At 72.8% G+C, this 13,850-nt stretch carries 11 protein-coding genes; 10 read left to right on the forward strand and 1 reads right to left on the reverse strand.

Annotated elements, in window-relative coordinates; genetic code table 11:
• Positions 1 to 44 precede the first annotated feature (44 nt).
• The 7 genes from RIU97_RS25210 to RIU97_RS25240 all read left to right on the forward strand — a co-directional run bounded on the left by RIU97_RS25210 (position 45) and on the right by RIU97_RS25240 (position 9,072).
• Entirely contained in the window at positions 45 to 1,415 is a 1,371-nt protein-coding gene (locus RIU97_RS25210; protein ID WP_404959848.1) for a nitrate/nitrite transporter, read from the forward strand.
• A gap of 99 nt (positions 1,416 to 1,514) precedes the next feature.
• Positions 1,515 to 2,702 (forward strand): uroporphyrinogen-III synthase, encoded by a 1,188-nt coding sequence (locus RIU97_RS25215; RefSeq protein WP_404959849.1) that lies wholly within the window; start codon positions 1,515 to 1,517, stop codon positions 2,700 to 2,702.
• 9 nt (positions 2,703 to 2,711) lie between these two features.
• Positions 2,712 to 3,278, forward strand: a complete 567-nt coding sequence (locus RIU97_RS25220; protein WP_404959850.1) for a GNAT family N-acetyltransferase — start codon at positions 2,712 to 2,714, stop codon at positions 3,276 to 3,278.
• A 269-nt stretch (positions 3,279 to 3,547) separates the two neighbouring features.
• On the forward strand, positions 3,548 to 4,120 hold the full coding sequence (locus RIU97_RS25225) for a CGNR zinc finger domain-containing protein (protein WP_404959851.1): 573 nt from the start codon (positions 3,548 to 3,550) through the stop codon (positions 4,118 to 4,120).
• A gap of 103 nt (positions 4,121 to 4,223) precedes the next feature.
• Positions 4,224 to 6,530, forward strand: coding sequence for a HelD family protein (locus tag RIU97_RS25230; protein ID WP_404959852.1), 2,307 nt, complete (start codon positions 4,224 to 4,226; stop codon positions 6,528 to 6,530).
• Positions 6,531 to 7,046: 516 nt separating this feature from the next.
• Entirely contained in the window at positions 7,047 to 8,450 is a 1,404-nt protein-coding gene (locus RIU97_RS25235) for an NAD-dependent malic enzyme (RefSeq protein ID WP_404959853.1), read from the forward strand.
• A 340-nt stretch (positions 8,451 to 8,790) separates the two neighbouring features.
• A complete protein-coding gene (locus RIU97_RS25240; RefSeq protein WP_007264399.1) occupies positions 8,791 to 9,072 on the forward strand; it encodes an HU family DNA-binding protein in 282 nt (93 codons plus the stop codon).
• A gap of 359 nt (positions 9,073 to 9,431) precedes the next feature.
• On the opposite strand, the gene murA is transcribed toward RIU97_RS25240, so the two are convergent.
• Positions 9,432 to 10,772 carry a UDP-N-acetylglucosamine 1-carboxyvinyltransferase gene (murA, locus tag RIU97_RS25245; RefSeq protein ID WP_404959854.1) on the reverse strand — a complete coding sequence of 447 codons (1,341 nt, stop codon included), beginning with the start codon at positions 10,770 to 10,772 and terminating at the stop codon, positions 9,432 to 9,434.
• 264 nt (positions 10,773 to 11,036) lie between these two features.
• Between murA and RIU97_RS25250 the strand changes: the two genes are divergently transcribed.
• From RIU97_RS25250 to RIU97_RS25260, 3 genes are all read left to right on the forward strand, one after another.
• On the forward strand, positions 11,037 to 11,597 hold the full coding sequence (locus tag RIU97_RS25250; RefSeq protein ID WP_327414269.1) for a YqgE/AlgH family protein: 561 nt from the start codon (positions 11,037 to 11,039) through the stop codon (positions 11,595 to 11,597).
• A 28-nt stretch (positions 11,598 to 11,625) separates the two neighbouring features.
• Positions 11,626 to 11,910, forward strand: a complete 285-nt coding sequence (locus tag RIU97_RS25255; protein ID WP_063754862.1) for a DUF3039 domain-containing protein — start codon at positions 11,626 to 11,628, stop codon at positions 11,908 to 11,910.
• 166 nt (positions 11,911 to 12,076) lie between these two features.
• Entirely contained in the window at positions 12,077 to 13,741 is a 1,665-nt protein-coding gene (locus RIU97_RS25260; RefSeq protein ID WP_404959856.1) for a beta-N-acetylhexosaminidase, read from the forward strand.
• Positions 13,742 to 13,850: the final 109 nt, after the last annotated feature.

Consider the following 13,850-nt stretch of genomic DNA (forward strand, 5'->3'; position numbering starts at 1 on the left):
TCCTACGGTCGTCACCACGGACGCGACAGCTGTGGAGGCGTGTGATGACCGGTACGACCGCACCGCGCAGGGGAGGCCGCTGGATCGAGCAGTGGGATCCCGAGGACGAGACCTTCTGGAAGGAGACGGGGGAGCGGACCGCCCGCCGCAACCTCCTCTACTCCGTGCTCTCCGAGCACATCGGGTTCTCCATCTGGTCGCTCTGGTCCGTGATGGTCCTCTTCATGGGCCCCGCCTACGGGATCGACCCGGCCGGGAAGTTCTTCCTCATCGCGACCGCGACCCTCGTCGGCGCCCTGGTGCGGGTGCCGTACACCTTCGCCGTCGCCCGCTTCGGCGGCCGGAACTGGACCGTCTTCAGCGCGCTGATGCTGCTCGCGCCGACGGTGGCCGCGGTGGTGGTGATGGAGCCCGGGACCTCGTACGGGACCTTCCTGCTCGTCGCGGCCCTCACCGGGGTGGGCGGCGGCAACTTCGCCTCCTCCATGACCAACATCAACGCCTTCTTCCCGCTGCGCAAGAAGGGCTGGGCGCTCGGCCTGAACGCCGGCGGCGGCAACATCGGCGTGCCCGTGGTCCAGCTGGCCGGACTGCTGGTCATCGCCACCGCCGGGGCCACGCACCCGCGGCTGCTGCTCGGCGCCTACATCCCGCTGATCGTGCTCGCGGCGGTGCTGGCGGCCGTACGGATGGACAACCTGGCGCCCGTGCGCAACGACACCGGCGCCGTCCGCGAGGCACTGCGGGACGCGCACACCTGGATCATGTCCTTCCTCTACATCGGGACGTTCGGGTCCTTCATCGGATACAGCTTCGCCTTCGGCCTGGTGCTCCAGACCCAGTTCGGCCGCACCCCGCTGCAGGCCGCCTCGCTGACCTTCATCGGCCCCCTGCTCGGATCGCTGATCCGGCCGGTGGGCGGGGCTCTGGCGGACCGCTTCGGCGGGGCGCGGATCACCCTGGGGACGTTCGTGGCGATGGCGGCGGCGACCGGGGTCGTCGTGTTCGCCTCGGGCCGGTCCTCGCTGCCCGTCTTCCTCGTCGGGTTCGTGGCGCTGTTCGTCCTGAGCGGCCTCGGCAACGGCTCGACGTACAAGATGATCCCGGGCATCTTCCAGGCGAAGGCACTGGCCCGCGGAATGAGCGGCGAGGAGGCCGCGGCCTACGGGCGGCGGCTCTCCGGGGCCGCCATGGGACTCATCGGAGCGGTCGGCGCACTCGGCGGTCTGGGCATCAACCTCGTCTTCCGGGAGGCCTTCCTCAGCTCCGGCTCCGGCACGGCGGCCTTCGTCACCTTCCTCGGCTTCTACGCCCTGTGCTGCGCGGTGACCTGGGCGGTATACCTTCGCCGGCCGGCGGCCGCGGCGGTCCCGTCCCCCGGAGTCGAAGCGAAACCGCAGCTCACGTCGGTGTAACCGGGGCGAAATACGGGTGAACCGAGTCCGACATGCCGAGTTGGCAGGCTCGGTCCACCCGTTCCGCCCCGCCCCCCATGCGTCGCTAGGCAGGTCACGATGGACCACACGAACACCGACACGAACACCGGCCCGCTCGCGGGCTTCACCGTCGGCGTCACCGCTGCCCGGCGGGCGGACGAACTCATCGCACTGCTGCGGCGGCGCGGAGCGGCGGTGCTGCACGCGCCCGCGCTGCGGATCGTGCCCCTCGCCGACGACAGCGAACTGCTCGCCGCCACCAAGGAACTCGTCGGCTGCGCACCGGACGTGGTCGTGGCCACCACCGCCATCGGCTTCCGGGGATGGATCGAGGCGGCCGACGGGTGGGGCATCGGCGAGGAACTGCTGGAGCGTCTGCGGGCCACCGAACTCCTGGCGCGCGGGCCGAAGGTGAAGGGAGCCATCCGGGCCGCCGGGCTCGTGGAGACCTGGTCCCCGGAGTCCGAATCCCTCGCCGAGGTACTGGAACGCCTGCTGACGGCCGGGGTGGCGGGCCGGCGGATCGCACTCCAGCTGCACGGGGAGCCGCTGCCCGGCTTCGTCGAGGCGCTGCGGGCCGGCGGAGCCGACGTGGTCGTGGTGCCGGTGTACCGGTGGATGGCACCGGAGGACCTCGGGCCGCTCGACCGGCTGCTCGACGCGATCGTCGGCGGCGGGGTGGACGCCGTCAGCTTCACCTCGGCGCCGGCGGCCGCCTCCCTGCTGTCCCGGGCCGAGGAGCGGGGCGTACGGGAGGCCGTGCTGGACGCACTGCGCGGCCCGCTGGTCTCGGCGTGCGTCGGGCCGGTGACCGCACTGCCGCTGCAGGCGCACGGGGTGGCCACGGTGCAGCCGGAACGCTTCCGGCTGGGCCCGCTGGTGCAGCTGCTCTGCCAGGAACTGCCGGGCCGGGCCCGGGTGCTGCCGGTGGCCGGGCACCGGGTGGAGATCCGCGGGCACGCCGTCCTGGTGGACGCGCGGCTGCGGCCCGTGCCGCCCGCCGGGATGGCCCTGCTGCGGGCCCTGGCCCGGCGGCCCGGCTGGGTGGTGGCCCGCGCGGAACTGCTGCGGGTGCTGCCGGGCGCGGGCCGCGACGAGCACGCCGTGGAGACGGCGATGGCCCGGCTGCGGGCGGCGCTCGGCGTGCCGAACCTGATCCAGACCGTGGTCAAGCGGGGGTACCGGCTGTCGCTGGACGCGGGCGGCGAGGCCAAGTACGGGGAGCTCCCGCTGGACGCGGTGACGGCCAGGGGGGTCCTCGGCTAGCGTGCCGGGATGATCATTGACGGCGTGGAGATGAGGGGCGTCGCGCTCGGCGACGCCGCCGGGCTGGCGGAGGCGTTCGCGCGGAACCGGGCGTTCATGGCGCACGTGGAGCCGATCCGGTCGGACGCGTACTACACGGAGCAGGGGCAGCGCGAACGCATCGAGGGGATCCTCGCCGAGCGGGCCGCGGGGCGGATCCTCCCGTACGTGTTCGTGGAGACGGCCACGGGAGCGCCCGTCGGCGCGATCAACCTGGGCTCCATCGCCCACGGGCCGCTGTGCAGCGGCGGCGTCGGCTACTGGGTCGACCCCGCCTGGCACGGCAAGGGGCTGGCCACCGCGGGGGTGGAGGAGGTCTGCCGGGTCGCCCGCGACGAGGTCGGCCTGCACCGGGTGGAGGCCGGGACCCTGGTCGACAACCTCGCCTCGCAGCGGGTGCTGGCGAAGGCGGGCTTCGAGCCGTACGGACTCGCGCCGCGCTACCTCCACATCAACGGCGCCTGGCGCGACCACCGCCTCTTCCAGCGCCTCCTGCACGACGACCCGCCGGGACGATCCAGCCCCTCCGGCGTTTGAGGAGCGGGGGTTCGGGGGCAGCGCCCCCGCCACGGCGCCGCACCCGGGACGAAGCGGTTCGGCGCCCGCGACGCCGCTGCTGGGGCTCCGCCCCGGACCCCGCGCCTCAAACGCCGGCGGGGCTGGGTTTGGCCGGCGTCAGCCCGCAGGGGCGCGCAGCGCAGGCGGGGTCGGCGCAGCCCCGGCCCGGGCGTACCGGTTCGGGGGCTTCCGCTGCGACCCGCAGGGCGGCAATCTGGTACCGCACCCCACGACGGGAGGCTGACGGCATGCGGTTCGATTCCGGGCGCGTCTGTCTGGACCTGGTGGCCACCTTCACCCCCCACGAGGGGATCCCGGACGGCGACGAGCTGCGGGTGTGGCTCGCCGGGGCCGGGCTGGTGCCCGGCCGGACACCGCTGGCGCGGGTGGGACCCGACTGGGCCGCCGCCTTCCGGGCCCTGCGCGGCGACGTGGAAACCCTCGTACGGGCGGAGCTCGCCGGCGGCGCGGCCCCGTCCGCGAGCACGGCGGACGCCCTCGCCCGGGTCAACGCGCTGGCCGCCGGACCACCCCCCGGACTGTGCGCCGTACGGGACCAAGAGGGGCAGCTCGTACGGGAGTTGTGCGGCGGCGTGGAATGCGGCGCGCTGCTCGCCGCCGTCGCCCGGGATGCCGTCGAGCTGCTCACCGACCCCGGCGACCTGGCACTGCTGCGGGCCTGCGAGGGCGACGGCTGCACCCGCGTCTACCTGGACACCTCCCGCGGCCACCGCCGCCGCTGGTGCTCCAGCGAGCTGTGCGGCAACCGCGAGCGCGTCGCCCGGCACCGCCGCCGGGTCCTGGCGTCCGGATCCCGGTAGCGGGCGTATCACGCAGCGAGACCGGTTCCGGAACGGGCGTGCGGACAGGGGGCCGGTTCGCGTACGGTTGACGGTCGCCCATGCACGTCAGAAGGGGGCCTTGGTGGCCGCGCAGAATGCCGCTGTCGACAGCACGGCGGATTCCGTCCGCGATCGGGAGATCGCGGTCGAGCAGACGCATCTCGACCACGTGTACCGACGCCTCGAGGAGAAGATCCACGAGGCGGAGTTCCTCATGAACGACGCCGCCAAGCGCGGCCAAGTGGGGACGCCCGGCGCACTCGCCGAGCGCGACGCGCAGGTCTTCCGGGCGGGCATCCACCTGAACCGGCTCAACAACGAGTTCGAGGACTTCCTCTTCGGCCGCATCGACCTGGTGCTCGGCAAGGACGGGGAGCGCGGCCCGGACGGCGCGTACACCTCCGTCGAGCCCGCCGACGACGCGATCCGCGCGGACCTCACGGCCGACGTCGCCGAGACGCTGCACATCGGCCGCATCGGAGTCCTGGACTCCGACTACGCGCCGCTGGTCATCGACTGGCGCGCACCGGCCGCCGCACCGTTCTACCGCTCCACGCCCAAGGAGCCCGGCCGCGTCGTGCGCCGCCGCGTCATCCGGTCCAAGGGCCGCAAGGTGCTGGGCGTCGAGGACGACCTGATGCGCCCCGAGGTCACCGCTTTCCTCGACGGCCGGGAGCTGCCCGCCATCGGCGACGGCGCCCTGATGGCCGCCCTCGGGCGGGCCCGTACGCACTCGATGCGGGACATCGTCTCCTCCATCCAGGCCGAGCAGGACCTGGTCATCCGGGCGCCCGCCGCCTCCGTCGCCGAGGTCGCCGGCGGACCCGGCACCGGCAAGACGGCCGTCGCCCTGCACCGCGCCGCCTACCTGCTCTACCAGGACCGGCGCCGCTACTCCGGCGGCATCCTGATCGTCTCCCCGACCCCGCTGCTCGTCGCCTACACCGAGGGCGTGCTGCCCTCCCTCGGCGAGGAGGGCCAGGTCGCCATCCGCGCCCTCGGCTCGCTCGTCGACGGCGCGGAGGCCACCACCTACGACTCTCCGGCCGTGGCCCGCATCAAGGGCTCCTCCCGGATGCTCAAGGTGCTCCGCAAGGCCGTACGGGGCGCGCTCGAACTCGGCGGCGCCCCCGACCGGCTGCGCGTGGTGGCCTTCGGCCGCCGGCAGGAGCTGGAGGCCGCCGAGCTGAACCGGATCCGGCAGAACGTGCTCAGCGGCACGGCACCGGTCAACCTGCTGCGCCCGCGCGCCCGCAAGCTGCTGCTCGACGCCCTGTACGCGAAGTCCGGCGGCGCCGGCCGGCACAGCGACCCGGAACTGGCCGCCGAGCTGCGCTCCGCCTTCGACGAGGACATCTCCACCGAGGACGCCTTCATCGGCTTCCTCAACGCCTGGTGGCCCGAGCTGACTCCGCGCGCGGTGCTCGCCGCGCTCGCCGACGAGCGCCACCTCGGCCGCTGGTCGCGCCGCGACCTGAACCCGCGCGAGACCCGCCAGCTGGCCCGTTCGCTGCGCCGGGTGGGCCCGGACGGCAAGGGCCCCCTGTCGGTGCACGACGTGGCGCTGCTCGACGAGCTCCAGCAGCTGCTCGGCGCGCCCGCCCGGCCCAAGCGGAGGCGGGAGATGGACCCGCTCGACCAGCTCAGCGGGCTGGAGGAGCTGATGCCGACCCGCGAGGAGACCCAGTGGGAGCGGGCCGAGCGGCTCGCGGCGGAGCGCACCGAGTACGCGCACGTCATCGTGGACGAGGCGCAGGACCTGACGCCGATGCAGTGGCGGATGGTGGGCCGCCGGGGCCGGCACGGCACCTGGACGGTCGTCGGCGACCCGGCGCAGTCCTCCTGGACCGATCCGGAGGAGGCGGCCGCGGCCCGCGACGAGGCGCTGGGCAGCCGGCCGCGCCGGCGGTTCACGCTGACGGTCAACTACCGCAACCCGGCGGAGGTCGCCGAGGTCGCCTCCCGCGTGCTGCGGCTGGCGATGCCCGGCATGGAGCCGCCGTCGGCGGTGCGCTCCACGGGCCTCGAGCCCCGGTTCACGGCCGCGGAGGGCGACCTGGGCGCGGCGGTCCGCGAGGAGACCCGGCGGCTGCTGGAGCAGGTGGACGGCACCGTCGGCGTGGTCGTGGCCATGGACCGGCGCGCGGAGGCCGCGGGCTGGCTCGCCGACCTGGGCGCGCGGGCGGTGGCGCTGGGCAGCCTGGAGGCCAAGGGCCTGGAGTACGACGCCACGGTGGTCGTCTCCCCGGCGGAGATCGCGGACGAGTCCCCGGCGGGCCTGCGGGTGCTGTACGTGGCGCTGACGCGTGCGACGCAGCAGCTGACGGTGGTCTCGGCGGACCGGGACAAGCCGGACGCGGACGGGGTGCCGGAGCTGCTGCTGCCGTAGGGGTCGGGGCGGGGCTGCCGGGTGGCGGCCCCGCGGTGTCGGCCCGGCGGGGGCGGTTCACAGCACGGCTCCGGCCCTGCTCAGGGCCCCGTACATCCGTATGGTCCGCGGCCAGGAGCGTGGTGTCGCGAACCGACTGCGAGCAGGGGGATCACATTCGGCGATCCTTTGTTAGCCTGGGTACGGCACCGACTCGATCCAAGCCCCCGGGCCCAACCTTCGTCGCTTAGAGCGACCACTTGCCGCGAGGCGAGCATGGCGGGTCGGTGTCATAGACGTACGAATCACCAGGTCCGCGCCCTCCACCAGTTGGGGGGCGCGGACCTGTTTTGTATGGACCCACCATTCCGAACACCCCTGCTATCTCGTATGGTGGAAGAGTCTTTCCGAAGTTTGTAGCTGGTTACCTTGTACTGGCTGGTAGGTGGGACGATCGGACAACAGGTCCCCTGCCGCACCTGCCGTGTAGCAGGGCCCTGTGTTAAGCGAACCAGGGACAGAAGAGGAAACACGGCCATGGCAACGGCGCCCAGCGTCTCGTATTCGATGACGGTCCGCCTGGAAGTGCCCGCGAGCGGAACCGCGGTCTCCCAGCTCACCACCGCCGTGGAGTCCTCCGGCGGATCGGTCACCGGCCTCGACGTGACCGCCTCCGGCCACGAGAAGCTCCGGATCGACGTCACCATCGCCGCGACCTCCACCGCACACGCGGACGAGATCGTCGAGAAGCTGCGCGGGATCGAGGGCGTCAGCCTCGGCAAGGTCTCCGACCGAACCTTCCTGATGCACCTCGGCGGCAAGATCGAGATGGCGTCCAAGCACCCCATCCGCAACCGTGACGACCTCTCCATGATCTACACCCCGGGCGTGGCCCGCGTGTGCATGGCGATCGCCGAGAACCCCGAGGACGCGCGCCGCCTCACCATCAAGCGCAACTCCGTCGCAGTCGTGACGGACGGCTCCGCCGTGCTGGGCCTGGGCAACATCGGCCCGATGGCCGCACTGCCCGTCATGGAGGGCAAGGCGGCCCTCTTCAAGCGCTTCGCGGGCATCGACGCCTGGCCGATCTGCCTCGACACCCAGGACTCCGACGAGATCGTGGCGATCGTCAAGGCCATCGCCCCCGGCTTCGCCGGAATCAACCTGGAGGACATCTCCGCGCCGCGCTGCTTCGAGATCGAGGCCCGGCTGCGCGAGGCCCTCGACATCCCCGTCTTCCACGACGACCAGCACGGCACCGCCATCGTCGTGCTCGCCGCGCTCACCAACGCACTGCGCGTCGTGGGCAAGGCAGTTGGCGATGTCAAGGTGGTCATGTCGGGCGCCGGCGCGGCCGGTACCGCCATCCTCAAGCTGCTCCTCGCGGCGGGTGTCAAGAACGCCGTCAGCGCCGACATCCACGGTGTCGTGCACGCGGACCGCCCCGACCTCGTCGACGCGGCCCCCGACTCCCCGCTGCGCTGGATCGCCGACAACACCAACCCCGAGGGCTACACGGGCACCCTGAAGGAGGCCGTGGTCGGCGCCGACGTCTTCATCGGCGTCTCGGCCCCCAACGTCCTGTCCGGCGAGGACGTCGCCGCCATGGCGGAGGGCGCGATCGTGTTCGCGCTCGCGAACCCGGACCCCGAGGTGGACCCGGCCGTCGCCCGCCAGACCGCCGCCGTCGTCGCCACCGGCCGCTCCGACTTCCCGAACCAGATCAACAACGTGCTGGTCTTCCCGGGTGTCTTCCGCGGTCTGCTGGACGCCCAGTCCCGCACGGTGAACACCGAGATGATGCTGGCCGCCGCGAGCGCGCTGGCGGACGTCGTCGGCGAGGACGAGCTGAACGCGAACTACATCATCCCGTCGGTCTTCAACGACAAGGTCGCGGGCGCGGTCGCGGGCGCCGTTCGCAAGGCGGCGTCAAGCTCCTGAAGCCCGCTGTGAGAGCCCTCACGGCGCCCCGCTCCCGGCGCGTCGCGAGATGCGGGCCCGGCGGGGCGCCTCTAGGGTTGCGGGGATGCCCGCGGGGTCCGCGGTCCGCAGCGGCGTGCGAGCGAAGGCATGGACGGAGCGTCACCGCGGCGTGACTGTGGCGCTTTTCGTGTGACCCCGGCGGGTGCCGGATTGGCTTTCCCGCCGCTGGTGGGGGCAGGATGCGTAACCGGGCGAGAGGGTCTGACGTTCAGACCCGGGTCCGGGGACTGTCCTAGGGCCCTGGCAGCATCGGCTTCGATCTCACGCCTCTAAGGCAAGTTGAACACGGGAGTACAACATGAACCGCAGTGAGCTGGTGGCCGCTCTGTCCGAGCGCGCCGAGGTGACCCGCAAGGACGCCGACGCCGTTCTGGCCGCGCTCGCCGAGACCGTCGGCGAGATTGTCGCCAAGGGCGACGAGAAGGTCACCATCCCCGGCTTCCTGACCTTCGAGCGCACCCACCGTGCCGCTCGCACCGCGCGCAACCCGCAGACCGGCGACCCCATCCAGATCCCGGCCGGCTACAGCGTGAAGGTCTCCGCGGGCTCCAAGCTCAAGGAAGCCGCCAAGGGCAAGTAGTCCTGCACCCGGCGCCGAGGGCCGCGAAGGCCCCTGGAACGCCGAGTACGGCAGAGATGCAGCAGTAATACGTAGAACGGCGAAGGGCGGCCACCCCCGGGCGGGGTGGCCGCCCTTCGGCCTGTCCGGGCCGCGCGGCGCCGGGTGCGCGGTGGGCCCGGGGCGTGGGAGCTCCTCGGCGGGCGCCGCAGGCCCCGTGAGGGCCCGTCAGAGCGCCGTGGGGCCCCGCCCGGCCCCCTCGCGTCCCGTCGGGGTGTGCGCGGGCGCAGGCGGGCACGTGAGTGCGTGTCAGGCCGGAGCACGGGAAAGCCCCCCGGCCCTCGAGGGGGCCGGGGGGCTTTCGCGTACGCGGGTACGGCTCAGACGAGGTCGCCGCCGGGCAGCTCGACCTTCGCGCCGAGCTCCACGAGCTTCTCCATGAAGTTCTCGTAGCCGCGGTTGATGAGGTCGATGCCGTGCACGCGCGAGGTGCCCTCGGCGGCCAGCGCCGCGATGAGGTACGAGAACCCGCCGCGCAGGTCGGGGATGACCAGGTCGGCGCCCTGCAGCTTGGTGGGGCCGGAGACGACCGCCGAGTGCAGGAAGTTGCGCTGGCCGAAGCGGCAGGCCGAGCCGCCCAGGCACTCGCGGTACAGCTGGATGTGAGCACCCATCTGGTTGAGCGCCGAGGTGAAGCCGAGCCGGGACTCGTAGACCGTCTCGTGGACGATCGACAGGCCGGAGGCCTGGGTGAGGGCCACGACGAGCGGCTGCTGCCAGTCGGTCTGGAAGCCCGGGTGGACGTCCGTCTCCAGCGCGATGGCGTTGAGCGGGCCGCCCGGGTGCCAGAAGCGGATGCCGTCGTCGTCGATCTCGAACGCCCCGCCGACCCGGCGGAAGGTGTTCAGGAAGGTCATCATCGAGCGCTGCTGGGCGCCGCGCACGTAGATGTTGCCGCCGGTGGCCAGGGCCGCGGAAGCCCAGGACGCGGCCTCCAGACGGTCCGGGAGGGCCTTGTGGTTGTAGCCGCCGAGGCGGTCGACACCCGTGATCCGGATGGTCCGGTCGGTGTCGAGGGAGATGATCGCGCCCATCTTCTGCAGGACGCAGATGAGGTCCTCGATCTCCGGCTCGACCGCGGCGTTGCTGAGCTCGGTGACGCCCTCGGCCAGGACGGCCGTCAGGAGCACCTGCTCGGTCGAGCCGACGGACGGGTAGGGCAGGCGGATCTTGCAGCCGCGCAGGCGCTGCGGGGCTTCCAGGTACTGGCCGCCTTCGCGCTTCTCGATGGTCGCGCCGAACTGGCGGAGCACGTCGAAGTGGAAGTCGATCGGCCGGCCGCCGATGTCGCAGCCGCCGAGGCCCGGGATGAAGGCGTGGCCGAGGCGGTGAAGCAGGGGGCCGCAGAACAGGATCGGGATGCGCGACGAACCCGCGTGGGCGTCGATGTCGGCGACGTTGGCGCTTTCGACGTGGGTGGGGTCGAGCACCAGCTCGCCCGGCTCCTCGCCGGGGCGGACCGTCACCCCGTGCAGCTGGAGCAGCCCGCGTACGACACGCACGTCACGGATGTCGGGAACGTTGCGCAGTCGGCTGGGTCCGCTGCCGAGCAGAGCGGCGACCATGGCCTTGGGCACGAGGTTCTTCGCGCCGCGGACACGGATCTCGCCCTCAAGCGGGGTGCCGCCGTGGACAAGCAGGACATCGTCGGTGACGGTCATGAATCTCGCGTTCCGAAGAGGGGTGGGCAGGGGGGCCAGGGAAAAGGGTAAGGGCCACCACCCCCTTGTTCGTAAGGCCGACGTGGCCGTAGGACTGTCATGAATTCGGTACAACACCCTGCGTATCCACCACATGGCGGAGCGTTGCGTTCCGGCTGCTCCGTGCGTGCGCGCTCCTGGCTGCTGCCGTGCGCCCTGAGCTGCGTACGATCCGATCTCTCCGCCGGGGCCCCGCAAAGCGCGAATGTGCGGGATCATGGCGGCATGACCGAGGTGTCCTCCCTCACAGGGCGGCTGCTCGTGGCCACCCCCGCCCTCGCGGACCCGAATTTCGACCGCGCGGTGGTGCTGCTGCTCGACCACGACGAGCAGGGCTCCCTCGGCGTTGTCCTCAACCGGCCCACGCCCATCGGCGTCGGCGACGTCCTGCTCGCCTGGGCGCCCCTGGCCGGCGCCCCCGGCGTGGTCTTCCAGGGCGGGCCCGTGGCGCTGGACTCGGCCCTCGGGCTGGCGGTCATCCCGGGCGAGGAGGGGCCGCTCGGCTGGCGCCGGGTGCACGGGGCCATCGGGCTCGTCGACCTGGAGGCCCCGCCGGAGCTGCTGGCCGCGGCCCTCGGCGGCCTGCGGATCTTCGCCGGCTACTCGGGCTGGGGCCCGGGCCAGCTGGAGGAGGAGCTGGGCGACGGCGCCTGGTACGTCGTGGAGTCGGAGCCCGGCGACGTGTCCTACCCCGACCCCGAACAGTTGTGGCGGGCCGTGCTGCGCCGCCAGCGCAGCGATCTCGCGATGGTCGCCACCTATCCGGACGACCCGTCGCTCAACTGACGGGCGCGGGGTTAAGTACCCTGGGTTCATGAGCACTCTTGAGCCCGAGCGCGGGACTGGCACGGGGACCCTCGTAGAGCCGACGCCGCAGGTGTCGCACGGTGACGGCGACCACGAGCGCTTCGCCCACTACGTCCAGAAGGACAAGATCATGGCGAGCGCGCTCGACGGCACCCCCGTCGTCGCGCTCTGCGGCAAGGTCTGGGTACCGGGCCGGGACCCGAAGAAGTACCCGGTCTGCCCCATGTGCAAGGAGATCTACGAGTCCATGGGCCCCGGCGGGGACAAGGACAAGGGCGGCAAGGACCAGTAGTCCGACCCTCTCTTCCTCCTCTTTCGCGGGACCAGGGCCCCCGGTGCGCCACAGCGTGCTCGGGGGCCTTTGCCGTGCCCGCGGGGCGCGTTAGGGTCGGCGCCACGAGCACTCTGCGGAACGGGCGTTGCGCAGGGCGCAATACGCTGCCGCGAAGGGCCGACGCATGGACCTGACCCGCATGGACCTGATCCCCGCACCCCGGGCCGCTCTCTTCAGCGAGGACGGGAGCCGCTTCGCCTTCGGGTCCGAGCCGTGCCTCGACGCCGGGCCGGGGACCGGGACGGTCGTCCGCTGGCTGCGGCGGGAGCTCGGGGCGGCCACCGGGTGGGAGCTGCCCGGCACTGCAGCGGCCGGCCGGAGCGCGGAGCTGCGCCTGCGCATCGACCCCGGCGGCGTGGGGGACGCGGGGCCGGAGGCGTACCGGATCGAGATCGGACCGGAGGGCGCCGAGCTGACGGGAGCGACGGCCGCCGGCCTGTTCTGGGCCGCCCAGACGCTGCGTCAGCTGCTCGGGCCCGACGCCTACCGGAAGGCGCCGCCGGTGGGGCCGGGGCGGGCGTGGAGCCTGCCGCACGGCACGGTCGCGGACGGCCCGCGGTTCGGCTGGCGCGGGATGATGCTCGACGTGGCCCGGCACTTCCTGCCCAAGGACGGGGTGCTGCGGTACATCGACCTGCTCGCCGCCCACAAGCTCAACGTCCTGCACCTGCACCTGACGGACGACCAGGGCTGGCGGGTCGAGATCAAGCGCTACCCGCGCCTGACCGGGGTCGGCGCCTGGCGGGCGCGCAGCCGGTGGGGGCACCGGGCCTCGCCGCTGTGGAACGAGACCCCGCACGGCGGCTTCTACACGCAGGCCGACATCCGCGAGATCGTCGCGTACGCCGCCGAGCGGCACGTCCGGGTGGTCCCGGAGATCGACGTACCGGGGCATTCGCAGGCCGCGATCGCCGCGTACCCGGAGCTGGGGAACACCGACGTGGTCGACACGGCGGCCCTGGGCGTGTGGGACGACTGGGGGATCACCGAGAACGTCCTCGCGCCGACCGAGGCCGTGCTGCGGTTCTACGAGGGGGTGTTCGAGGAGCTGCTGGAGCTGTTCCCCGCGGAGGTCTCGCCCTTCGTGCACGTGGGCGGCGACGAGTGCCCGAAGGCGCAGTGGAAGGCCTCCGCCACCGCGCAGGAGCGGATCCGGGAGCTGGGGGTGGACGGGGAGGACGGCCTGCAGGCGTGGTTCATCGGGCACTTCGACGGCTGGCTCGCGGAGCGCGGGCGGCGCCTGATCGGCTGGGACGAGATCCTGGAGGGCGGGCTCGCGCCGGGAGCGGCCGTGTCCTCGTGGCGCGGCTACGCGGGCGGCATCGCCGCCGCCGAGGCCGGGCACGACGTGGTCATGTGCCCCGAGCAGCAGGTGTACCTGGACCACCGCCAGGCGGCCGGCGGGGACGAGCCGATGCCCATCGGGTACGTGCGCTCGCTGGAGGACGTCTACCGCTTCGAGCCGGTGCCGCCGAAGCTGTCGCCGGAGGCGGCCGCGCACGTGCTGGGCGCGCAGGCCAACGTGTGGACCGAGGTGATGGAGAACCAGGACCGGGTCGACTACCAGGTGTTCCCGCGGCTGGCGGCCTTCGCGGAGGTGGTGTGGTCGTGGCAGCCCGCCCCGGAGGAGCGCGACTTCGCCTGGTTCGAGGACCGGATGGCCGCGGCGCACTACGCGCGGCTGGACGCGCTCGGGGTCGGTTACCGGCCACCGGGCGGGCCCCTGCCGTGGCAGCGGCGCCCCGGGGTGCTGGGACGCCCGATCGAGGGCGCGCCCCCGAACGTGTGACACGGGGCCGGAGCCGCGGACCTGAACGGAATGGTAACGGGTCCGGAACTCTGCCTGGATTTCCCGCTATACGGGGAAAATCGGACGTTCGGGGAGGAGGTCCGGCGAA

The sequence above is a fragment of the Streptomyces sp. 147326 genome, assembly GCF_045000215.1.
Lineage (GTDB): Bacteria > Actinomycetota > Actinomycetes > Streptomycetales > Streptomycetaceae > Streptomyces.

Coding starts and splice junctions, on each gene's coding strand:
- murA (WP_404959854.1), bottom strand. CDS start 10,772: ATGACCGTCACCGACGATGTCCTGCTTGTCCACGGCGGCACCCCGCTT.
- RIU97_RS25260 (WP_404959856.1), top strand. CDS start 12,077: ATGGACCTGACCCGCATGGACCTGATCCCCGCACCCCGGGCCGCTCTC.
- RIU97_RS25220 (WP_404959850.1), top strand. CDS start 2,712: ATGATCATTGACGGCGTGGAGATGAGGGGCGTCGCGCTCGGCGACGCC.
- RIU97_RS25225 (WP_404959851.1), top strand. CDS start 3,548: ATGCGGTTCGATTCCGGGCGCGTCTGTCTGGACCTGGTGGCCACCTTC.
- RIU97_RS25215 (WP_404959849.1), top strand. CDS start 1,515: ATGGACCACACGAACACCGACACGAACACCGGCCCGCTCGCGGGCTTC.
- RIU97_RS25240 (WP_007264399.1), top strand. CDS start 8,791: ATGAACCGCAGTGAGCTGGTGGCCGCTCTGTCCGAGCGCGCCGAGGTG.
- RIU97_RS25235 (WP_404959853.1), top strand. CDS start 7,047: ATGGCAACGGCGCCCAGCGTCTCGTATTCGATGACGGTCCGCCTGGAA.
- RIU97_RS25210 (WP_404959848.1), top strand. CDS start 45: ATGACCGGTACGACCGCACCGCGCAGGGGAGGCCGCTGGATCGAGCAG.
- RIU97_RS25255 (WP_063754862.1), top strand. CDS start 11,626: ATGAGCACTCTTGAGCCCGAGCGCGGGACTGGCACGGGGACCCTCGTA.
- RIU97_RS25250 (WP_327414269.1), top strand. CDS start 11,037: ATGACCGAGGTGTCCTCCCTCACAGGGCGGCTGCTCGTGGCCACCCCC.